Annotated in this window: 23 protein-coding genes; 12 read left to right on the forward strand and 11 right to left on the reverse strand. The window is 72.6% G+C overall.

Going from position 1 to position 21409, the window contains the following annotated elements; all coding sequences use genetic code 11:
- Nucleotides 1–23 precede the first annotated feature (23 nt).
- From ABT041_RS24300 to ABT041_RS24340, 9 genes are all read left to right on the forward strand, one after another.
- Nucleotides 24–743 (forward strand): Phenylacetic acid catabolic protein, encoded by a 720-nt coding sequence (locus ABT041_RS24300; protein ID WP_351187725.1) that lies wholly within the window; start codon nt 24–26, stop codon nt 741–743.
- A gap of 209 nt (nt 744–952) precedes the next feature.
- Complete coding sequence (locus ABT041_RS24305) at nt 953–2065, forward strand: radical SAM protein (RefSeq protein WP_351187727.1); 1113 nt, start codon at nt 953–955, stop codon at nt 2063–2065.
- Nucleotides 2066–2193: 128 nt separating this feature from the next.
- Complete coding sequence (locus ABT041_RS24310) at nt 2194–2448, forward strand: acyl carrier protein (RefSeq protein ID WP_189806097.1); 255 nt, start codon at nt 2194–2196, stop codon at nt 2446–2448.
- On the forward strand, nt 2441–3691 hold the full coding sequence (locus ABT041_RS24315) for a beta-ketoacyl-[acyl-carrier-protein] synthase family protein (RefSeq protein WP_351187729.1): 1251 nt from the start codon (nt 2441–2443) through the stop codon (nt 3689–3691). The genes ABT041_RS24310 and ABT041_RS24315 overlap by 8 nt, the downstream gene beginning before the upstream one ends.
- The gene (gene fabI, locus ABT041_RS24320) at nt 3691–4584 is read left to right on the forward strand and encodes an enoyl-ACP reductase FabI (protein ID WP_351187731.1); all 894 of its coding nucleotides are present in this window, start codon (nt 3691–3693) and stop codon (nt 4582–4584) included. Before ABT041_RS24315 ends, fabI begins: the two co-directional genes overlap by 1 nt.
- Nucleotides 4581–5627 (forward strand): beta-ketoacyl-ACP synthase III, encoded by a 1047-nt coding sequence (locus tag ABT041_RS24325; protein WP_351187733.1) that lies wholly within the window; start codon nt 4581–4583, stop codon nt 5625–5627. Before fabI ends, ABT041_RS24325 begins: the two co-directional genes overlap by 4 nt.
- On the forward strand, nt 5624–6649 hold the full coding sequence (locus ABT041_RS24330) for an alpha/beta hydrolase family protein (RefSeq protein WP_351187735.1): 1026 nt from the start codon (nt 5624–5626) through the stop codon (nt 6647–6649). The genes ABT041_RS24325 and ABT041_RS24330 overlap by 4 nt, the downstream gene beginning before the upstream one ends.
- A complete protein-coding gene (locus ABT041_RS24335) occupies nt 6646–7626 on the forward strand; it encodes a 4'-phosphopantetheinyl transferase family protein (protein ID WP_351187737.1) in 981 nt (326 codons plus the stop codon). Before ABT041_RS24330 ends, ABT041_RS24335 begins: the two co-directional genes overlap by 4 nt.
- On the forward strand, nt 7626–9128 hold the full coding sequence (locus ABT041_RS24340; protein ID WP_351187739.1) for a long-chain-fatty-acid--CoA ligase: 1503 nt from the start codon (nt 7626–7628) through the stop codon (nt 9126–9128). The genes ABT041_RS24335 and ABT041_RS24340 overlap by 1 nt, the downstream gene beginning before the upstream one ends.
- A 59-nt stretch (nt 9129–9187) precedes the next feature.
- Here the strand turns inward: ABT041_RS24340 and ABT041_RS24345 are convergent, their stop codons facing one another.
- The 3 genes from ABT041_RS24345 to ABT041_RS24355 all read right to left on the reverse strand — a co-directional run bounded on the left by ABT041_RS24345 (nt 9188) and on the right by ABT041_RS24355 (nt 11899).
- Nucleotides 9188–9871 (reverse strand): GntR family transcriptional regulator, encoded by a 684-nt coding sequence (locus ABT041_RS24345; RefSeq protein WP_351187741.1) that lies wholly within the window; start codon nt 9869–9871, stop codon nt 9188–9190.
- Nucleotides 9872–9941: 70 nt separating this feature from the next.
- The gene (locus ABT041_RS24350) at nt 9942–10946 is read right to left on the reverse strand and encodes a proline racemase family protein (protein ID WP_351187743.1); all 1005 of its coding nucleotides are present in this window, start codon (nt 10944–10946) and stop codon (nt 9942–9944) included.
- Between the two features lie 38 nt (nt 10947–10984).
- Nucleotides 10985–11899: a dihydrodipicolinate synthase family protein gene (locus tag ABT041_RS24355; protein WP_351187745.1), complete on the reverse strand. Its 915-nt coding sequence runs from the start codon at nt 11897–11899 to the stop codon at nt 10985–10987.
- Nucleotides 11900–12104: 205 nt separating this feature from the next.
- On the opposite strand from ABT041_RS24355, the gene ABT041_RS24360 reads away from it, so the two are divergent.
- Nucleotides 12105–12560 (forward strand): tellurite resistance TerB family protein, encoded by a 456-nt coding sequence (locus ABT041_RS24360; RefSeq protein WP_351187747.1) that lies wholly within the window; start codon nt 12105–12107, stop codon nt 12558–12560.
- Between the two features lie 61 nt (nt 12561–12621).
- On the opposite strand, the gene ABT041_RS24365 is transcribed toward ABT041_RS24360, so the two are convergent.
- Nucleotides 12622–13362 (reverse strand): hypothetical protein, encoded by a 741-nt coding sequence (locus ABT041_RS24365; RefSeq protein ID WP_351187749.1) that lies wholly within the window; start codon nt 13360–13362, stop codon nt 12622–12624.
- Nucleotides 13363–13365: 3 nt separating this feature from the next.
- Nucleotides 13366–13962: an RNA polymerase sigma factor gene (locus tag ABT041_RS24370; protein WP_351187751.1), complete on the reverse strand. Its 597-nt coding sequence runs from the start codon at nt 13960–13962 to the stop codon at nt 13366–13368.
- Nucleotides 13963–14301: 339 nt separating this feature from the next.
- On the opposite strand from ABT041_RS24370, the gene ABT041_RS24375 reads away from it, so the two are divergent.
- Nucleotides 14302–15006 (forward strand): Clp protease N-terminal domain-containing protein, encoded by a 705-nt coding sequence (locus ABT041_RS24375; protein WP_351187753.1) that lies wholly within the window; start codon nt 14302–14304, stop codon nt 15004–15006.
- Nucleotides 15007–15270: 264 nt separating this feature from the next.
- A complete protein-coding gene (locus ABT041_RS24380; protein ID WP_351187755.1) occupies nt 15271–15927 on the forward strand; it encodes a DUF1326 domain-containing protein in 657 nt (218 codons plus the stop codon).
- 167 nt (nt 15928–16094) lie between these two features.
- Here ABT041_RS24380 and ABT041_RS24385 read toward each other — a convergent pair whose 3' ends face one another.
- The 6 genes from ABT041_RS24385 to ABT041_RS24410 form a co-directional block, all read right to left on the reverse strand.
- Nucleotides 16095–17216 carry an HAD-IIIC family phosphatase gene (locus ABT041_RS24385; RefSeq protein WP_351187757.1) on the reverse strand — a complete coding sequence of 374 codons (1122 nt, stop codon included), beginning with the start codon at nt 17214–17216 and terminating at the stop codon, nt 16095–16097.
- 24 nt (nt 17217–17240) lie between these two features.
- Entirely contained in the window at nt 17241–18203 is a 963-nt protein-coding gene (locus tag ABT041_RS24390) for a 3-oxoacyl-[acyl-carrier-protein] synthase III C-terminal domain-containing protein (RefSeq protein WP_351187759.1), read from the reverse strand.
- A complete protein-coding gene (locus ABT041_RS24395; protein ID WP_351187761.1) occupies nt 18200–19300 on the reverse strand; it encodes an acyl-CoA dehydrogenase family protein in 1101 nt (366 codons plus the stop codon). Before ABT041_RS24395 ends, ABT041_RS24390 begins: the two co-directional genes overlap by 4 nt.
- Complete coding sequence (locus ABT041_RS24400; RefSeq protein ID WP_351187763.1) at nt 19293–19574, reverse strand: acyl carrier protein; 282 nt, start codon at nt 19572–19574, stop codon at nt 19293–19295. The genes ABT041_RS24395 and ABT041_RS24400 overlap by 8 nt, the downstream gene beginning before the upstream one ends.
- Before the next feature lie 99 nt (nt 19575–19673).
- Entirely contained in the window at nt 19674–20342 is a 669-nt protein-coding gene (locus ABT041_RS24405) for an O-methyltransferase (protein ID WP_351187765.1), read from the reverse strand.
- A 47-nt stretch (nt 20343–20389) separates the two neighbouring features.
- On the reverse strand, nt 20390–21259 hold the full coding sequence (locus tag ABT041_RS24410) for a 3-hydroxyacyl-CoA dehydrogenase family protein (protein ID WP_351187767.1): 870 nt from the start codon (nt 21257–21259) through the stop codon (nt 20390–20392).
- Between the last annotated feature and the right edge of the window lie 150 nt (nt 21260–21409).

Below are 21409 nucleotides of genomic sequence, written 5' to 3' on the forward strand. Positions count from 1 at the left end.
ACGAGCGAGGCGAGTGGATCACCATGGCATCTTCCATTCCCGTCGACGAGACAGTCGTCGTCCGCACCCCCGAGGAATTCCTCGCCATGCCCGAGGACTACCGCGAGATCGCCGTGCGGGGAATGATCGTCAACACCGAGGGCGAGCTGTCCGGCGCCGACGACTACATCCAGGTGTTCCTGCCGCTCGCGCCGAACGCCGAGGAGCGGCAGGTGTGCGCCGAGCGCGCCGTCGAGGAGTACGACCACTACAAGATCGGCAAGCGGATCCTGGCCGACATCGGCGTGGACACCGGGTACATGGAGCAGCAGCGGCTGGTCGACCGTGATCTCTTCGCCGGCCACGAGTTCCACACCTGCACCACCTGGGCCGAGCGCGGCATCTTCTCGTACATCGGCGAGGAGACCGCGATGGTGATGATCTCCGAATTCGCGCAGAGCAGTTACAAGCCCTGGGCCGAGGCGGTGCGCACGATCATTCTCGACGAGAAGGTGCACATCGCGCACGGCGCGCGGGTCTGCCGGAATCTCGCCCGCACCGAGGAGGGCCGCGAGGAACTCCAGCAGGGGCTGGACCGATTGTGGCCGGGATTCAACCGGATCTTCGGGAGCGCGCGTTCGGAGCGGTCGAAGCTCGCGGTCCGTTTCGGTCTCCGGCAGACCACGAACGGGGAGGCGCGCGACATCTGGCGCGCGAAGGTCACCCCGCGGATCGAGGGCCTCGGCCTGAAGGTCCCCGAGTAGCCGGCACCTCGCAGGACGAGAAGACCGGTACTTCGCAGGGCGAGGAGCCCCGCACCCCGCAGGGCGAGGAGACCGGTACCGCGCAGGACGAGAAGACCGGTGCCACGCAGGACGAGAGGCCCCGTACCCCGCAGGGCGAGGAGCCCCGTACGGCCAGAGCACGCGAGAGACACGCCGAGCAGCAGTCCGACCGAGGAGTCCGCACCCCCATGGCCACCCCCGTCACCATCACCCCGCGCCCGCTCGGCCGCCGCGAGGCGAAGGAGCGCACCGCCGCCCTCCTGGCCGAACGTCCCGATCTCGCCGAGCGCCTGCACCGCTTGCGCCGTCTCGGCAGGGAGGTGCGCTCCTGCGAGGTCCACCTCACCAACACCTGCAACATCCGCTGCAAGGGCTGCTGGTACTTCGAGGGCGGCTTCGACACCGCCGTGCGCGAGCTGTCCGACCTGGACAAGATCCGCACCTTCGCCCGCCGGCTGCGGGACGAGGGGGTCAATCAGGCCACCCTGATCGGCGGTGAGCCGACGCTGGTGCTGCGCCGGGTGGAGGCCTTCGTCGAGGAGCTTCCGTACATCACGATCTCGACCAACGGTCTGCGTCCCATGCCCGTGCAGGGCTTCGAGCACATCGCCGTGGCCGTCAGCATCTTCGGCGGCGGGCCGCTCGACGACGACCTGCGGGCCATCCGGGTCAACGGCTCCAAGTTCACCGGCCTGTTCGACACGGCGCTCTCGCACTACAAGGACGACCCGCGGGTCCTGTTCATCTTCGCGCTCTCCGAGGACGGCCTTCCGTACCTCGAACCGACCGTGCGCAAGATCGCCGAGAACGGCAACATCGTCACCTTCAACTTCTACAGCGAGCACGGCACCGACAACCCGCTGCGGATCGAGAACGAGCGTCGCGTCCTCGACGAGGCCCTGCGGGTCAAGGAGGCGTACCCGGAGGCCGTGGTCAGCCACCCGTACTTCATCCGCAGCCTCGTCACCGGCACCTCGCACTGGGGCGCGCGCTTCGGGTACGACGTCTGCCCGAGCCTCAGCGTCGACCACCCCGACCACGAGGAGCGGGTGGCCAACGGCAATCCGGTGATCCCGGGCTTCGCCGCCTGGGGCGCCGACTACGAGTCGCTGCAGTTCTGCTGCACGTCCGGGGAGTGCGGCGGCTGCCGCGACAGCCAGGCCGTCTACAGCTGGCTGGTGGTCAGCGCCTCCCGCTTCCTGGACAGCGCCGCACGCCTGGAGGAGTGGGTGGACATCGCGGAGAGCTACTGGCGCCAGTGGCACTGGTCCCCGTACCACGCATCGAAGCTCACCCCCTGACCGCACCGCGTCCCCGCACCGCGTCCGCTGATCCGGCCACCCGCACACCGCACCGCGTCCCCTCACCCGGCCGCCCAGACCGCACCGCGTCCCCTCATCCGGCCGTCCGAACACCGCACGGGAGAGTCATGTCCGAGACACTGGACCGCGCCACCATCGAGCAGTTCATCACCGACGCCCTCGTCGAGCTCGGCGTCGACGCCGCCGACGTCCTGCCCGGGGCCGCGCTCGACGACCTGGAGATCGACTCGCTCGACATGGTCGAGCTCGCCCAGTCGGTCAAGCGGGACCTGGGCGTGCCGGTCCGCACGAAGGACTTCGACGGCATCGACACCGTCGGCCAGATCCTCGAACTGTGCTACGAGAAGGCCGGAGTTGAGTGATCCTCTGCGGGTCCGTGAGGTCGTCGTCACGGGCTTCGGCGCGGTCACCCCGTTCGGCGTCGGCGCCGGCGTGCTCCACGAACGCGCCGTCGCCGGGGACGCGGCGGCCCCGGCCCCCGGCGGCCATCCGGCCGTGCGGCAGGCGGACTTCACCGCCGCCGACCATCTGCCGCGGAACCTGGTGCGCCGCACCGACCGGTTCACGCAGCTGGCCCTGGTGGCGGCCGAGGAGGCCCTGACGCAGGCCGGGAAGCGGGACGGCGGACCGGCCCCCTGGCCGTCCGAGCGCGTCGCCTGCGTCATCGGCTGCGGCCTCGGCGGTACGAGCTCCTTCGAGGCGCAGCGGGAGGTGTACGAGAGGGAGGGCGCCGGGTTCGTGTCGCCGCTGATGGTCCCGCAGATGATGGCCAACGCGGCCGCCGCCCACCTCTCCATGCGGCACGGCTTCCGGGGCGAGAGCCTCTGCGTCGCGTCCGCGTGCAGCAGCGGCGCGCAGGCCGTCGGCACGGGGATGCGGCTGCTTGCCGCCGGGGCGGCCGACGCCGTCGTCGTGGGCGGAGCGGAGGCCGCCTCCTCCGATCTGGTGGCGGCCGCGTTCGCCAACGCCGGCGCGCTCTCGCCGAGCGGCTCCGCGCGCCCCTTCGACCGGGACCGCGACGGCTTCGTGATCGGCGAGGGCGCCGGGATCCTCGTCCTGGAGACGGCGGAGGGTGCCGCCCGGCGCGGGGCCGAGGTCCTCGGAGTCGTACGGGGGTACGGGGCGACCTCCGACGCCCACCACGTCACCGCGCCCGACCCCGGCGGCGGGCCGGCGGGCCGGGCGGTCTCGCTCGCCCTCCGGGAGGCCTCGGTGGCGCCCGCCGAGCTGGCGTACGTGAACGCGCACGGCACCGGCACGGCCCTCAACGACCGCCTGGAGTGCGAGGCCCTGCGGCAGGCCCTTGGGGCCGAAGTCCTCGCCGAGCTGCCCCTGTCCTCCTCCAAGGGCGCCCTCGGGCACCTCTTCGGGGCTGCGGGCGCGGTCGAGGCCATCGCCACCCTCCAGGCGCTGCGGCACGGCGTCGCGCCCGCGACGGCGGGGCTGAGCGGTCCGGACCCGGCGCTGGGCCGGCTCGACCTCGTGCGTACGGCGCGAAAGCTCACCACGCGCGCGCGTGGGGGCCGGTTGTTCGGGCTCTCCACCTCCTTCGGTTTCGGCGGACACAACGCGGCCCTGGTCCTGGCCGTGGAAGGACGGTCCTGATGCGCGCCTCCCGCGAACCGCACGGCATCCCCGACCTGCTCGGCTTCTCGGGGCGCCGCTATCTGGTGACCGGTGTCCTCAACGACGACTCCATCGCCTGGCACACGGCGCGGGCGCTCCAGGAGGCGGGCGCGGAGGTCCTGCTGACGGGGTTCGGGCGGACCCGCCGGATCACTGAGGCGGCGGCCTCCGGCCTCCCGTACCCGGCCGACGTCCTGGAACTCGACGTGACGCGCCCCGAGGACCTCGACGCGCTCACCAAGGAGCTGGAGCGCCGCTGGGGCGCGGTCGACGGCGTCCTGCACGCGATCGCCGCCGCCCCGCGGTCCGCGCTCAGCGGCAACTTCCTCACCACCCCCGTCGAGAGCGCGACGCTCGCCCTGCGCACGGCGGCCTTCTCGCTGCACTCGCTGACCACCGCGCTCGCGCCGCTGCTGCACGAGGGCGGCGGCGCGGGCGCGGCGCGGGGCAGTGTCGTCGGCCTCGACTTCGACTCGTCCGGGGCCTGGCCGGGATACGACTGGATGGGGGTCGGCAAGGCCACGCTCGGCGCGGTCTGCCGCTACCTCGCGCTCTATCTGGGGCACTCCGGCATCCGCGTCAACCTCGTCGCCGCCGGCCCGGTCGAGACCGTGGCCGGGCGGGCCATCAGCACCTTCGACCGGATCGCCGACCGCTGGGAGCAGGAGGCGCCGCTCGGCTGGAGCCGCGCGGATCCGGCCCGGCTGGTCGGCCCCGTGCTGTTCCTGCTCTCCGACCTGGCGGCCACCGTCACCGGGGAGATCGTGCACGCGGACGGCGGGATGCACGCCGTCCGCATGGGGGTCGGCGCCGTCGGCGAACCCCCGGGCATCGGCGCCCCGCCCCGCGCCGGCAAGGAGGACCGCTCATGACCGCGGCGATCGTCGGCATCGGCTCCGCCCTGCCCGAACGTGCCGTGCCCAACAGCCACTTCGCGGCCATCGGCTCCTCCGACGAGTGGATCGTCAAGCGGACCGGCATCCGGCAGCGCCACTTCCTCCCGGAGGACGGCCACCTCGCCGATCTCGCGCTCGCCGCCTCCCGTACCGCGCTGGCCCGGTCGGGACGCACCGCGCGCGACGTGGGGCATGTCGTCGTGGCGACCACGACCCCCGACCGGACCACCCCGGGGCTCGCCGTGGAGGTGGCCGCCCGGCTCGGGGCGGACCGGGCCCCCGCGTTCGATCTGCACGCGGCCTGCGCCGGGTTCGTGTACGCCCTCGACCACGCCGTCGCCCTGATCGAGTCGGGCCGGGCGAGCACCGTCCTGGTCTGCGGCGCCGAGGCGCTGACCCGGATCACCGACCGGGAGGACCGGTCGACGGCGGTCCTGCTCGGCGACGGCGCCGGGGCGGTGGTCCTCGCGGACGTGGACATGGGCGGCGCTCCCGAACCCGCGTTCCGGCTCGGTTCGGACGGGGAGCTCATCCCGCTCCTGTACGCCGACCGGTACGACCGGAAGCTGCGGATGGACGGTCCCGAGATCTTCGTGCAGGCCGTGGAGAGGATGAGCGAGGCGGCGCGGGAGGTCCTGGCGCGGCAGGAGCTGACCGCCGAGGACGTCGACCTGTTCGTCGCCCACCAGGCGAACGCGCGCATCGTCCGGGCGGTGGGCAAGGAGCTCGGCGTCCCGCCGGAGCGGCTTTACCTCAACGTCGACCGGGTCGCCAACACCTCCTCCGCGTCCATCCCCCTCGCCCTCCACCAGGCCTGGCAGGAGGGCCGCCTCGGCCCGAAGGGCCTGCTGGGGGTGGCCGCGTTCGGCGCGGGCGTCACGTGGGGCGCGGGCGTGATCGGCTGGAGCCTGGCGGACGCTAGCGCGGAAGACCCCGAGGGTCCCGAACACCCCGCCGGCTCCGAACGCTCCGAGGGTCCCGAACACCCTGTGGGCCCCGAACACCCTGAAGGCCCATGAAGACGTCCCCCTTCCCCGTACTGGCCGAGCTCACCGCCCCGGACGGCGCAAGGCTCGTGGTCCGCGTCCACGCCCGCCCCGAGCCCGCCGCCCCGGTCGTGGTCGTCCTGCCCGCGATGGGCACCGCAGCCCGGCACTACACGCCTCTGGCGCGGGCGCTGCACCGGCGGGGCGCGACGGTGGTGACGACGGACCTGCGGGGCCACGGCGAGAGCACCCCGGTGCCGGCGCGCGGGGTGCGGTTCGGCTACCGCGAGCTCGTCGAGCACGACATCGGCACGGTCCTCGACGCGGTCGAGCGCGCGTTCCCCGAGGCGCCGAGGCTGCTCCTGGGGCACAGCCTCGGCGGCCAGCTCGGCCTGGTGCACTGCGGTCTGTTCCGACCTCGCCTGGCGGGGGTCGTCCTGGTGGCGAGCGGTTCGGCCTGGTGGCGCGCGCTCGGTACGGGGGCGGATCCCCGGCCCGGCGCGCGGTGGCTCGTACGGAGCCTGCTGTGCGTGGTCGGAGCGGAGCTGCTCGGCTACTGGCCGGGCCACCGGTTCGGCTTCGGCGGGCGCGAGTCGGTGGGCGTGATGCGGGACTGGGCCCGGCAGATGAGGACAGGGCGGTACGGGGCCGTGGGCGCCGTCGCCGACTACGAGGAGGCGCTGGGGGCGGTGGACCTGCCCGTGCTCGCGGTCGACGTGGAGGGCGACGCCCTCGCACCGCCCGGGGCGGTGGACCACCTGTGCGCGAAGCTGCCCGCGGCGCGGATCAGCCGGTGGAGCTACCGGACGTCGGAGGCCGGCGGCCGGCAGCTGGACCACTTCCGCTGGATCCGGCACAACGGGGGCCTGGCCGAACGAATCGCGACGTGGGCGGACTTCCCGCCGACGGGCGGGCCGGAGGACGCGGGCGCGCGACAGGGCGCGGCGACGGTACCCACCGCTCCGACGAGCCCGGCGGCCCCGGCCGGACCCGGCACCACCCCACCCGCCCCGGCCGGAGGCCGTGGCGGCGCCCCGTCGGGTGCGCGGGCTTGAGCGGGCGACGCGAGGAGCCGACCCTGCTCGGCGCGGTGCTGCCCGGCGGGGTGCGCTGGGCCGAGGAGACCGAGGCGGGCGAGCCAACCGCCGTCCCCGAGACGGGCACGTCGGCCGGCGTCCCAGACGCCGGCGGCGGCGCGTCGACCCGCGTCCCCGGGGCGGGCACGCCGACCCTCGTCCCCGAAGCGCGCGGCGGCCCGTCGACCCGCGTCCCCGAGCCGAACCCGTCGACCCGCGTCCCCAAGGCCGGCGAGGCGCCCGGCCTCCCCGAGGCAGGTGCGTCGACCCGCGTCCCCCGACCCCGCGCCGAGCCCGCCCCCCTCTGGCTCTTCGCCGAGGAAGAGGCCCTGATGGCGCGCGCCGTGTCCGGCAGGCGGCTCGAGTTCGCGGCGGGGCGGCGCTGTGCTCATCGGGCGCTCGCCGAACTCGGGGTCGCCGCCGGCCCGCTCCTGCGGGGGCGGCGCGGGGCGCCCGCGTGGCCCGTGGGCACCGTCGGCAGCATCACGCACTGCGCGGGATACCGGGGCGCGGCCGTGGCGCGGTCGGCCCACCTCCTGGCCCTCGGCATCGACGCCGAACCGCACGCGCCGCTGCCGTCCGGGGTCCGCGAGGCGGTGGTGTTCGGCCCGGAGGAGGCGCGGCTGCGCGAACTGGCCGCCCGGTGTCCGGACATCGCCTGGGACCGGCTCCTGTTCAGCGCCAAGGAGTCCGTCTACAAGGCCTGGAGCGGGTACGGCGGTGACCGGCTCGGCTTCGAGGACGCCGAGGTGCACCCGTACCCCCGCCCCTACCCGCGCGCCGCCGGCCGGTTCGTGGCGCGGCTTCTGGTGCCCGCGCCGGCGGGGCCGTACCCGCTCCCCCGCGTGCTGCCCGGTCGCTGGCTCGTCCGCGAGGGCCTGGTGCTCACCGCGGTCGCCGTCCCCCGTCCCGTACCTCCCCCTCCGTACCGTACGGCCCCGAAGGAGCACCTCTGATGAGCGTCGACGACGGCACCGTCCCCGCACTCCTGGCCCGGAGCGCGGCCGCGCATCCCGGACGGACCGCGCTGCGGCTCGGTGCCGACGCGCTGACGTACGGCGTGCTCGACGAGCTCGCGGACCGGGCCGCCGCGCTGCTCCACGCGCGCGGGGTGGGGCCCGGCGACCGGGTCGCGCTGATGCTCCCGAACAGCACGCAGTTCGCCGTGCTCTACTACGGCATCCTGCGGGCGGGCGCGATCGTCGTCCCGCTCAACCCGCTGCTGCGCGCGGGCGAGGTCCGGCACTGTCTGGCGGACGCGGAGGCGGCGCTGCTCCTCGCCTGGCACCGGGACGGCGAGGAGGCCGCCGAGGGCGCCCGGCTCGCGGGGGTCCCGCACCTCGGGGTCGAACCGGAGACGTTCACCGCGCTGTTGGCGGACCACGCGCGCGTGCGGGCGGCGACGCGCACCCCCGAGGACACGGCGGTCGTGCTCTACACCTCCGGCACGACCGGGGCGCCGAAGGGCGCCGAGCTCACCCACCGCAACATCCGGCGCAACGTCGACGAAGGAGTGCGCGTCCTGGGGCTCGGCCCGGCGGACGTGGTCTTCGGCGGGCTGCCGCTGTTCCACTCCTTCGGGCAGGTGATGGGGCTCAACTCGGCGGTGGCCGTGGGCGCCTGTCTGACCCTCATGGCCCGCTTCGACCCGGCGGGCGCCCTCGCGCTCGTCGCCCGGGACCGGGTCACGGTCTTCCTCGGCGTCCCCACGATGTACGGGCTGCTGCTGCGTCACCCGGACCGCGCGCTCCACGACGTGTCGTCGCTGCGGGTCTGTCTGTGCGGCGGCTCGCCGCTCCCGGTGGCGGTCCTCACGGGCTTCGAGTCCGAGTTCGGCTGCGCGGTACTCGAGGGGTACGGGCTGTCGGAGTCGTCCCCGCTGGCCTGCGTGAACCGGATCGACCGGCCGCGCCTGCCCGGCACGATCGGCATCCCCGTCGACGGCGTGGAGATGCGCGTGGTGGACCGGGACGGGAAGGAGGTCCCCGACGGCGAGGTCGGCGAGCTCGTGATCCGCGGTCACAACGTCATGAAGGGGTACTGGCGCCGGCCGGAGGCCACCGCCGAGACGGTACGGGACGGCTGGCTGCACACCGGCGACCTCGGGACCCGGGACGCGTCCGGTGACTTCCGGGTGGTCGACCGGCTCAAGGACGTGGTGATCCGGGGCGGGTTCAACGTGTACCCGCGGGAGGTGGAGGAGGTCCTCCACCTTCACCCGTGCGTGGCGGAGGCCGCCGTCCTCGGCGTCCCGCACCCGGTGCACGGACAGGAGGTCGCCGCCGCGGTCGTCCTGCGGCCCGGCGGCCGGGTCTCCCCCGCCGAGCTGCGCGCGCACGTGCGGGAGCGGCTCGCCCCGTACAAGTACCCGCGCCGGATCTGGCTCACGGACAGCCTGCCGAAGGGCCCGACGGGGAAGGTCCTCAAGCGGGAGATCGTCCCGCCGGAGGGTGCCTAGCCCCCAGGCGTCACCGGCAGCCGCACCCCCCGCCCACCTACGCCGAGGGTGTCTGGACCCTAGGCGTCACCCGCGTCGGCGTCCGGGTCCGCCCACAGGGAGCGCACATGACCCAGGTGCCGGCTCATGCACGCCTCGGCGGCCGGCGCGTCCCCGGCGATCATCAGGTCGAGGAGTTCGACGTGCTCCTCGGCGGAGGAGACCAGCTTGCCGGCCTCGTCGAGGCCGGTCAGGCCGTAGAGCCGGGAGCGTTTGCGCAGCTCGCCGACGGTCTCGACGAGCCGCTCGTTCCCGGAGAGGGCGAGCAGCGCGAGGTGGAAGCGGCGGTCCGCCTCCAGATAGCCGATGAGGTCGTGCTCGCGGGCGCGGGAGACGATCTCCTCGGCGACCGGGCGCAGCTCCTCCAGCTGCTCCCGGGTGGCCCTGCGGGTGACCCGGCCGATGGTGGGGACCTCGATGAGGGTGCGGAGCTCGGTGTACTGGTCGAGGTCCCGTTCGCTGACCTCGGTGATGCGGAAGCCCTTGTTGCGGACGGGCTCGACCAGGCCCTCCCGGGCCAGGTCGAGCATGGCCTCGCGGACCGGGGTCGCGGAGACGCCGAGGTCGGCGGCGAGTCCGGGGGCCGAGTAGACCTGGCCGGGGCGCAGTTCCCCGGCGATCAGGGCGGCACGAAGGGCGTGGCCGACCTGGTCGCGGAGCCGTTCCTGCGCCCTGACGAGACCGTACTGTTTCAGGTCACCCATCGTGCGTCCTCCGAGAAGTCACGGGGGAGCATCGTACAATGTCACGTTTCTCCGGCCGCCGGTACGGGGCTCAGAGCAGGAATCCGGCGGGGAACGGGTCGTCGGGGTCGAGGAAGTACTGGGCGGTGCCGGTGATCCAGGCGCGGCCGGTGACGGTCGGGACGACGGCGGGCAGTCCGCCGACGGTCGTCTCGCCGACGATCCGGCCGGTGAACTCGGTTCCGATGAAGGACTCGTTGACGAAGTCGGTGTGCGGGGCGAGGAGTCCCCGGGCGTGCAGCTGGGCCATGCGGGCGCTGGTGCCCGTACCGCACGGGGAGCGGTCGAACCAGCCCGGGTGGATGGCCATGGCGTGCCGCGAGCGGGTCGCGTCGGAGCCGGGCGCGGTCAGATAGACGTGCTTGACGCCGGCGAAGGCCGGGTTCTCGGGGTGGACGGGCCGGTCGGGGCCGGCGTTGACCGCGTCCATGACGGCGAGCCCGGCAGCGAGCAGCTCCTCCTTGTGGGCGCGGTCGAACGGCAGGCCCAGGGCGTCGAGGTCGACGAAGGCGTAGAAGTTGCCGCCGTACGCGAGGTCGTAGGTGACCGTGCCGTGTCCGGGCACGTCGACCTTGAGGTCGAGTCCGACGGAGAAGGCGGGCACGTTGGTGAGGGTGACGGAGCACGCCCGGCCGTCCTCGACGCGGACGTCGACGCCGACGAGTCCCGCCGGGGTGTCGAGGCGGACGGTGGTGACCGGTTCGACGACCGGGACCATGCCCGTCTCGACGAGGACGGTGGCGACGCCGATGGTGCCGTGGCCGCACATCGGGAGCAGGCCGGACACCTCGATGTAGAGGACGCCGTAGTCGGCGTCCGGGCGGGTGGGCGGCTGGAGGATCGCGCCGCTCATCGCCGCGTGACCGCGCGGCTCGTACATCAGGAGGGTGCGGACGTGGTCGAGGTGCTCGGCGAAGTGGAGCCGCTTCTCGGCCATCGTGGCACCGGGGATGACGCCGAGGCCGCCGGTGATGACGCGGGTGGGCATGCCTTCGGTGTGGGAGTCCACCGCGTGGAAGACGTGGCGGGTACGCATGGGTTCCCCTTCGGGTCGGTGAGTGACGGGCTCGGGCTCTACGCGTGGCCCTCGGCGAGGACCTTCTCGGTGGCGGCGCGCACGACGGCCTCCTGTTCGGGCGTCAGCGGGAGCCGGGGCTGCCGGGTGGCGCCCCCGGCGTGGCCGGCGAGGTCCATGGACAGCTTGATCGCCTGGACGAACTCGATCTTCGAGTCCCAGCGGAAGAGCGGGTGCAGGGAGCGGTAGAGCGGCAGCGCGACGGCGAGGTCGCCGGCGACGGCGGCCCGGTAGAGGCTGGCGCAGGCGCGCGGGAGGGCGTTGGGGAAGCCGGCGATCCAGCCGACCGCGCCGGCGAGGGCGAGTTCGAGGAGGACGTCGTCGGCGCCGACGAGGAGGTCGAGGCCGGGGGCGAGTTCGGCGAGCTCGTAGGCGCGGCGGACGTCGCCGCTGAACTCCTTGACGGCGACGATGCTGCCGTCGGCGTGGAGCCGGGCGAGGAGGCCGGGGGTGAGGTCGACCTTGGTGTCGAAGGGGTTGTTGTACGCGACGACGGGCAGACCGGCCCGGGCGACCTCGGCGTAGTGGGCGCGTACGGAGCGCTCGTCGGCCCGGTAGGCGTTGGGCGGCAGGAGCAGGACGGAGCCGGCACCGGCCTCGGCGGCCTGCTCGGCCCAACGACGGGCCTCGGCGCTGCCGTAGGCGGAGACGCCCGGCATGACGCGGGCCCCGTCGCCGGCCGCCTCGACGGCGGTACGGACGACCTGGGCGCGCTCGGCGTCGGTGAGGGTCTGGTACTCGCCGAGGGAGCCGTTCGGGACGACCCCGTCGCAGCCTTCGGCGACGAGCCGTCCCACGTGCCGCGCGTAGGCGTCGTGGTCGACGGAGCCGTCCGCGCGGAAGGGGAGGGCGGTGGCGACCATGATCCCGTGCCAGGGGTGGGCGCGGTGCACGGGGACTTGCGCGTGGACCATGAGGACTCCCTTGTGTGGTGTGTGACATTTTATTGATGGAGGCGGGGTCCACAAGGGGCCGGTAGGGGCTCAGTTCTGACGGCCGATCAGCTTGAGAGCGGCGCACCCTTCTCCCGCACCCCGGGAACCCCGGGGCTCGCCGCCACGTTCTACAAGCACGTAGAAGTAACCGTCCGAACGACGGTCGACGACGTCTGGAGTGCACATGGCCCTGTGGGACCGCATCAGGGAATCCGCATCGACGATGCAGACCCAGCTGGTGGCGAAGAAGAACGACCTGAAGAGCGGCGCCTTCCGGGACGCGAGCATGGCCATGTGCGCGCTGGTCGCCGCCGCCGACGGCACGATCGACCCGGCCGAGCGGCGCCGCGTCGCCCAGCTCATCGCCACCAACGAGGTGCTGCAGAACTTCGACGCGACCGACCTCCAGCGCCGCTTCGACGCCAACCTGGACAAGCTCACCGCCGACTTCGACTTCGGCAAGGTGAGCGTGCTCCAGGAGATCGCCAAGGCGAAGAAGAAGCCGGCCGAGGCCCGCGCCGTCGTCCAGATCGGCATCGTCATCGGCGGCGCCGACGGCGACTTCGACAAGACCGAGCAGGCCGTGGTCCGCGAGGCGTGCTTCACCCTCGACCTGCCGCCCCACGAGTTCGACCTCTAGCCGGTACGGGACGGATCGTCGTCGGTACGGGACGGACCGCCCCGCACACCGTTCGGGACGGTCAGGGCCTGTCGGCTTGTGCGCGCGAGCGGTCGGGGACACGGCCGGGGTCGGCGGCGGGGTCCTCCCGGTCGCTTTCCTTGGTCGGACGGTGGCCGAGCGTGGGGTCGGGAGTGGGGCGCGGGTCCTGCCGGCAGTACGCGGGGACGAGCTCCTCACCACCGGCAGCGGCCGCGAGCCGCTGCCGGGCGGCGGACTCCGCCGCCTTCCCCTCCGCCCCGCCCTCCGTCCTCTCGACAGCACGGCAGAGGGCGTCACGGCTCTTCCCGGGAAGGTCCACGGGGTCCTTCTCGGGCCGCAGGGGCGCGGTCGTACCGGGCGCGGCGGAGCGGAAGGCGCTCGTCCTCGCGTCCGGGGTCCCGGCTCTCGAGGGTGCGGGGGCTCCCGGGCCGGGCGCGGAGCGGGCCGGCCGCGGCTCGGGGCGCGGGGCGGGCGCACCGGGGAAGCCCTCCGGGAGGCCGCCGGTCGCGACGGCGACACCGCCCAGCGTCACGCTCGCGACCAGCGAGGCGAGGACGGCCTTCAGGGAGCGCGGAGGGCGTCGGCGCGCGGGGCGCGGGGTCCAGTCGTCGCGGTCGCGGGTGGGCAGCGAGGTGTGGAGCCCCTCGTCACGGGCGACCCGGAAGGCGGCGAGGGCGGCCGCCTCCCCCGGAGTGGCGTCACCGCTCACGGTCCCCGGCTCGGCGCTCAGCGCGGCCCGCAGCGCCTCCCCCGGCACACTGTCCCGCAGCTCGTCAGGCATCCGTCACGCCCCCCTCCCCTGGAGTTGTCTCGCAAGTCGCTTCAATCCCCTATGTGCGGCGGACCGTACCGCACCGGGACGCTTGCCCAGCACTCGGGCGGCCGAGATCCCGTCGAGACCGACGACGACCCGGAGCAGCACGGCCTCGGCCTGGTCCTGCGGGAGGCCCGCGACGAGGGCGAGCGCCCGCTCGGTCGACAGTGCCTCCAGCGCCTCGTCGGCCGTGTCCCCGGCGGGCGGGAGCCCGACGAGGTCCTGCTCGAAGCGGGCGGGACGGGGCCGCGACCGTACGCGGCGGAGGTGGTCGAGGGCGCGGTGGCGGGCGATGGTCGCGGTCCAGCCGCGGAAGCCCGCGCCGTCCCCGCGGAACCGGCCGAGGTCCCGGGCGATCTCCAGCCACGCGTCGGAGGCGACGTCCTCGGCGTCCTCGCCGACGATCCCCCGCAGATAGCCGAGGAGTCCGGGGTGGACGATCCGGTAGGCCTCGGCGAAGGCCTCTTCGTCCCCCCGCCGGGCACGCTCGACGACCGCACCGAGCCGGACGTCACGGGCGGCCCCGGACTCCCCGGGCCCCGCCGGGCCGTGTGCGGGCGCGGACACGTACCCCGTTCCCTCGCCCACCCGACCTCTTCACACCCCGTACACCCACGAACCCCGTACCCCCGCGAAACAACCGGAGCAGCTCCATCCTGTCAGACCGCCAACAGGCCTTTCCCGACACGCTGTCCGGAACATGGGGCGGCGCAGGACACGTCCCGCTCAGCGGCCGGGAGCGGGACTCGTGGGGTTCACCAGCGGGCCTCGTCCGCCCGGGCCGGCCCCGCCACCGCGGTCTCACCGGCCGGGACGTCCAGGTCGCATCGGAGAGGACCCGACCCACCCCAAAGAGGTGACAACCACGGGTTGACGGCACCCGACTGACAACCTTAGGTTGACACCATGACGCAGATCACTCCGCCGGTCAGGCTCGATGACCTGATCACGGCCATCACCGAGAACCACACCACCGCCCTCGATCAGCTCAGCGGCGCCATCCTGCTGGCCGACCACATCGGCGAGGTCGCCGACCACCTCATCGGTCACTTCGTCGACCAGGCCCGTCGTTCCGGCGCGTCCTGGACCGACATCGGGCGCAGCATGGGCGTCACCCGACAGGCGGCCCAGAAGCGGTTCGTCGGCAAGCCCGACGCCAAGCCGTCGAACGCCTTCGAGAAGTTCTCCCGGCCGGCCCGCAGCGCGATCATCGGCAGCATGAACGAGGCCAAGGCGGCCGCCAACGCCGAGATCGTCCCCGCGCACCTCCTCCTGGGCCTGCTCGGCACCGAGGGCACCGCGGTCGGCGCCCTGCGCGCGCAGGGCATCGACCTCGACCGCGCCCGGGACGCGGCGGTGGCCGCCCTGCCGGCGCGCAGCGACGCCGATCCGGTACTGACCCCGTACGACTCCCGCGCGAAGAAGGCGCTGGAGCTGGCGGCGCGGATCGCCCTGCGGCTCGAACAGGACAGCGTCAGCAGCGGCCACGTTCTGCTGGGGCTGCTGGAGGAGGAGAACGGCGCCGGGGTCCTGGCCTCGCTGGGCGTCGATGCCGCGGCGGCCGAGCGTTTCGTGGCGGAGGCCGTCGACGAGCCGTCCGCGGCCGCGTAGCGGACCGGGAGCGCAGGGGGTGGGGTGGAGCCCGTGGAGGGCGACGCCCCACCCTCATGCACGGTGCGCCGCGAAGCCCGTCCGGACACGACGGCGGCCGCCCCCCACGGAGGCACGCATCACCGAGGAGCCGCCGACCGGTTTCCGACCCGGGACATGAGGCGCAAGCTGGAAGGGAGACCGTCCTCCGATCCCGGGAACGGGCTCGGGCCGCGGTCTCGCCACTCCGAGTGAGCTCCTCGGAGCTCGGCTGGAGGAAGCGACATGACAGAGCAGGCCACCCCCGGCACGAGCTGGCATCTGGCCGGCGACTGGTTCGACGCCTGCAAGTGCGCGATTCCGTGCCCTTGCACCTTCGCGCAACCCCCGACCTACGGCGACTGCGAAGGCGTCATGGCGTGGCACATCCGGGAAGGCAACTTCGGGGACGTACGGCTCGACGACATCAATGTCCTGATGCTCGTGTCGTTCGAGGGCAACGCATGGGCCGGAACGCACAAGGAGCCGTACGCCGCGATCTTCCTGGACGAGCGTGCCGACGATCAGCAGCGGGCGGCGCTCGGGAGCATCTTCGGCGGCGAGGCGGGGGGATGGCCGGCGGAGTTCGGTTCGATGTTCCATCCCGAGATGCGGGGCATGGACGTCGTCCCCATCCGGGTGGAGGTCGACGAGGACCTCGCCGCCTGGCGCGCCGAGATCCCGGGCCGGGTCACGGCGGCCGCCGAGGCCCTCACCGGCCCGACCACCCCGGACGGCGCACGCGTCCAGCTCCTCAACGCCCCGGGCTCCGAGGTGGGAACGGGCCAGGTCGCCACGTGGGGGCGGGCCACCGTCGACCGCGCCGACGCGTTCGGCTTCTCCTGGGAACACACCGGGAAGTCGAGCAAGTACTTCCCCTTCGACTGGAGCGGCCCTGACTGAAGACCGCCGTGGATGTGGACCACCGACCCGGCTCCGCGTTCGGGCGATGGGCTCCGCGGCGGATCACCCCGAGGGATGTGCCGGGACACCACCACGAGCCCACGACCCCCGAAAGGGCGTGGGCTCGCGGTCCGGCCGGCCCTCCCGAACGCGCCGGCAGGTCGGCCTCACACCTCCGACAGGGCAGAGGTCCACTCTGCGGCCGGCACCGAGGCGTCAGCGGGGTCGACGGCGACGACCCGCATGGTGGTGACGGCCGGCTGCGGGGCGGGCACCAGGTGGAGCTGCCGCACGCCGTCCTCTCCGTCGACGGACCCGGCGGCCGCGAGGCAGGCGCAGTCTTCCAGGGTGAGACCCGCGAAGCGGTAGGCGATCTCCATCATCCTGTTCCGCTCGGTGCTGCGGAAGTCGGCGATGAGGTGGACTCCGGCCTTCCGGGCGCCTTCGCCGAGCCATCGCAGAAGGATCGCCCCGACACCGAAGGCGACGACGCGGCATGACGTGGCGAGTAGCTTGATCCGCCACGCACCGGCGAGTCGTTCGAGCAGGATCACCCCCACGGCACCGTGGGGACCGAACCGGTCCTCCAGGGTGACGACGAGGACCTCGTGGTCCGGGTCGGCGATGAACGCGCGGAGTGCCTCCTGCGAGTAGTGGATGCCGGTGGCGTTCATCTGGCTCGTCCGGAGCGTGAGCTCCTCGACCCGGGCCAGTTCCTCGTCCCCGGCGCGCAGGATCTCCATCTCCAGACCAAGGCTCCGGAGGAAGTCCTCGTCCGGGCCCTGGTACGCCGCCCGGTCGGCCTCGCGCCGGATCCTCGCCTGGTACATGGCGCGCCGCTGACTCGCATCAGCCGTGACCATGGCCGGAGTGAACTCAGGCAGTTCCGTCAGCGAGGAGGCCTCCTCGGCCGGGTAGCAGCGGACCTGCGGCAGGACGTGCGCGACTTCCGCCCGCTCGTAGGGCTGGTCGTCGATGAAGGCGACCGCGCTCTCGGCGAACCCCAGTTCGTCGATGATCTCCTTGACCGAGTCGGACTTCCGGCCCCAGCCGATCCTGGGAAGGATCAGGTACTCGGCGATGCCGAGCTCCTCGAGACGTTCCCAGGCGTGGTCGTGGTCGTTCCGGCTGGCGACCGACTGCAGGACGCCCCGGCGGTCCAGCTCCACGACGACCTTCCGGAGCTCGTCGGAGAGCCGGACCTCACCGTCCTCCAGCAGCGTCCCCTGCCACAACGTGTTGTCCAGGTCCCAGATCAGACACTTGATGAGACCGTTCTCCTGAGTCACGACTTCCTGCCTTCGGTGCGAGTCCTAGATTTCCCACAGGGTGACGGTCCAGGCCGCCACGGGGCTGTTGCTGAGCACGAGCACGAGGTCACCGCGCCGCAACTCGCCCGAGGCCAGGACCCGGTCGAGGTTGAGGACCACGTCCATGGCGCCCAGATGACCGAGGTCGGCCAGGTGCTCGCGGCACACCGGGTGGATGGGCAGTCCGAGCGACCGCTCGTAGAACGTGTACGCGCTGGCGGTCACGTTCTGCATGAGGGTCGTGGTGACGTCGGCCTTCGACACGCCCGCGTCCGCCAGGACCTGGTCGACGAGCCGGCCGAGGCGGGAGCGGCTCTGCATCGCGAGGTCGAAGGCGTACTGGTCGTTGTTGCGGCACTCCTCGCGCCACTCGCTCACCGGCGTGTTCTTGTAGTCCACCCGGAACAGTCCGTGGAACCGGCCGTCGGCCTCCATCCGGTGTGCCCTGAGCACCGGCCTGCCGCCCCTGACCAGGGTCATGGCGAACGCTCCGTCACCGATGACGGTGACGGGGAAGCGGATGCGGTCGACGCCCGTCGGGCGGCTCGCGTACGTGATCAGGATGCTCTCGCGGCTCGGGTCCGCGACGAGCAGGTCCCGGGCGAGGGACCAGGCGGCGGAGGAGCCGGCACAGCCCAGGCCGTCGAGGGTGAACGGGAAGGTGTGGGGCAGGCCGCTCTCGTACTGCACGTGGCAGGCGTCCGAACCGATCAGCACCTCCGGGGCCCGGGGGCCGATGAGGATCATCTGGTCGGGGGCCGTGGGGGCGTCGGCGAGGAGCTCCCGGCAGGCCTGGGCGGCCAGGTCGGCGGGTGCCTTGCCGTCGAAGACCCCGACCGTCCGCACACCGCTGCGGGCCACGAACTCCTTCTCCTGGTCACCGAGTCGCCGCATGTCGGGCAGGTCGGTCACCTCCACCCGGTCGCCCGGGAGCAGGCACCTGATGGCACCGATACCGATGGTCACGCGTTCCCCTCAAGGGCTTGTCGGGCGAGGATGAGCTGGCAGATCTCCGAGGTGCCCTCGATGAGTTCCATGAGCTTGGCATCGCGGTAGGCGCGGGCCACGACGTGGCCGTCCTGGGCCGCCGCCGAGGCCATGACCTGGACGGCACGGGCGGCGCCCTGCGCCGCGTTGCCGGAGGCCACGTACTTGGCGAGGACGGCGTCCGAGACCATGTCGGGCGACTGCGCGTCCCAACTGGTGCTGGCGCGTTCGCAGGCGAAGGTGGCCGTCCGCTCGGCGACGTGGAGATCGGCGATGTGGCGGGCGACGAGCTGGTGCTCGGCGAGCGGCTTGCCGAACTGGCGTCGGCCTGCCACGTGTTCCGTGGTGGCGCGCAGGCAGCCGCGCAGCATGCCGACGCTGCCCCAGGCGACCGAGAGCCGGCCGTAGGTCAGCGCGATGGTGACGAGCATGGTCATCGGCAGCCGCGAGCCGACGAGCAGGGCCTCTCGGGGCAACCGTACGGCCTCGAAGGTGATGTCCGAGTGGCCGGCGGCCCGGCACCCCAGGGTGTCCGGGATCTTCTTCACCGTCACTCCGGGGGCGGAGGCGGGGATCACGGCGACGGCCGCGCCGGCTCCGTACGTCCCGATGACGACGAGCAGGTCGGCGTAGGCGGCGGCGGTCGCCCAGACCTTGTGCCCCGTCACGACGATCTCGTCGCCCTCGTCGGTGATGCGGGTGCCGATGGCCGACAGGTCGCTGCCGGCCTCCGTCTCGCTGAAGCAGACGGCAGCCAGTTCGCCGCCGGTGAGACGGGGGAGGTAGGCGGCCCGCTGGTCGGGGCTGCCGAAGCGCTGGATGGTCCACGCGGCCATGCCCTGGGAGGTCATGACGCTCCGCAGGGAACTGCAGAGGGCGCCCGCGTGAGCGGTGAGCTCTCCGTTGACACGTCCGGACAGGCCGGCTCCGCCGAACTCGGCGGCGACCTCGGCGCACAGCACTCCCTTGGCACCCAGGGCACGGAGCAGGTCCCGGGGTATCTCGCCCGCGATGTCCCAGTCTCCGGCGCTCTCCCCCACCGACTCCGTCAGGAGGGAGGCGAGCGTGTCAACCATTGTTCGCGGCGGCCTTGAGCCGGGTGACCATGGCGACCATGGCCTCGACGGTGCGGAAGTTCTCCATGTTGAGGTCCTCGCCCTCGACGGTGACGCCGAAGGTCTGCTCGACGTGGACGACGAGTTCCATCGCGAAGAGGGAGGAGACGGCGCCCGTCTCGAAAAGGTCGGTGGTGGGCTCCCACACGTTCCGCGTGCGGACCTCAAGGAAATCGGTCAGGGCCGCACGAACGGACTGCTCGGCGATTTCTCCGGAATCGACGGTGTTGGACATCGATGCACTCTTCTCTGTTCGGAGTGAAAAGAAAGGTGAATTCACGCGGAACGAGTCCGCGTGACGGGACTCCGCGTGACGGAATTCAACGGGAGGAGCTCAGCTCTCGCGCTTACGGACGATCGTTACGCCATCGGCGAGCGAAAGCATGGAGATATCCACACGATCGTCGTCGCGCACGCGCTCGTTGAGTGCGCGAATACCAAGGGTCGCGGCGTCCTGGGCGGCCGGGTCGACGACCTTTCCGAAGAAGAGCGTGTTGTCCAGGACGATGAGACCGCCGGGCCTCACCAGCATGACCGCCCGCTCGTAGTACGCGACGGACTGCTCCTTGTCGGCGTCGATGAAGACGAAGTCGAAGCTCTCCGGTCCGTCCTTCTCCAGAAGGCCGTCGACGGTGCCGAGGGCGTCTCCGACCCGCAGGTCGATCCGGTCGTCGACCTCGGCCCTGCGCCAGTAGCGGGCCGCGATCCGCGTCCACTTCTCACTGATGTCGCAGGTCACGACCCGTCCGCCGGGCGGGAGCGTCCTGGCGAGGCAGAGGGTCGTGTATCCGGTGAACGTCCCGATCTCCAGGATGGACCGCGCACCGATGGTCCTGGCGAGGAGCCCCAGGAACTGGGCCTCCTCCGGCATCACCAGCATCGCGTGCAGCGCGGGAAATCCCGCGGTCTCCTTGCGCAGGTCCGCCAGGACCTCGTCGTCGACCAACGACATTCGCCTGACGTAGTCGGCGAGTTCGGCGTCCACCTGTAGTTGCCCAGCCATGTAAGAGCCCCCGTTGCGCACTGGTCCGGGCTCTCCGCCCGGATCCCCTAGTAGGTGTAGAAGCCCCGGCCCGACTTGCGGCCGTGGTCGCCGTCCGCGACCTTGCGCAGCAGCAGTTCGGCCGGCCGGAAGCTCTCGTCACCGGTCCGCTCGAAGAGGACGGCGAGCGAGTCGGCCAGGTTGTCGAGACCGATGAGGTCGGCCGTGCGCAGCGGTCCGGTGGTGTGCCCCAGGCAGTTCTGCATGAGCAGATCCACGTCCTCGGCGGAGGCGCGCCCCTCCTCCACCACCTTGATGGCGTCGTTGATCATGCGGTGCGAGACCCGGCTCGTGACGAATCCCGGCCCGTCGCCCACCACGACACCCTTCCGCCCGAGGGCCGCCAGCAGGGACGTCGCCCCTGCCCTGGCCTCCTCGGAGGTGCGGGAACCGGGGATCATCTCCACGGTGGGGATCAGGTAGGCCGGATTCATGAAGTGGATGCCCAGGACCGCTTCCGGGTGCGGCACGTCGGCCGCGAGCTCGTCGACCGGGATCGACGAGGTGTTGCTGATGAGAGGGACGGACGGCCCGACGGCCCCGGAGATCTCCTTGAGGACGCGGTTCTTCTCCTCCGGGATCTCGACGACCGCCTCGACCACCGCGTCGGCGGGGACACCGTCCCCGAGCGAGGACGTCACGGTCAACTCGCCCAGTGCCGCGTCGCGCGCGACGGCGCCCATCAGCTTGGCCAGACGGATCTCCTGCGCGACCCGGCCGGCCGCGGTTTCGACCTTGGCCGGGTCCTTGTCGACCAGAGTCACACGGAGTCCACGCGACACGCCGAGCGCCGCGATGCTTACTCCCATTACCCCTGCACCGACGACAGTCAATCGAATTGCACTGCCCCGTTCAGTCACACGATTCTCCGCTGCCATGTGGTCAACATAAGCTGCCGCCCGATCGGTCGTAATTTGACGTTCCGGGCTTTCGTTCGCCAGGTAACCGAATGGGTTGCCAGAAACCGGCGCGGTGCAAGAACGTGCCAGCTCACGCGCAGCGTGTCAAGGTACGACCGGAGCGCTATG

The sequence above is a fragment of the Streptomyces sp. NPDC002825 genome (assembly GCF_040295385.1).
Classification (GTDB): Bacteria; Actinomycetota; Actinomycetes; order Streptomycetales; family Streptomycetaceae; genus Streptomyces.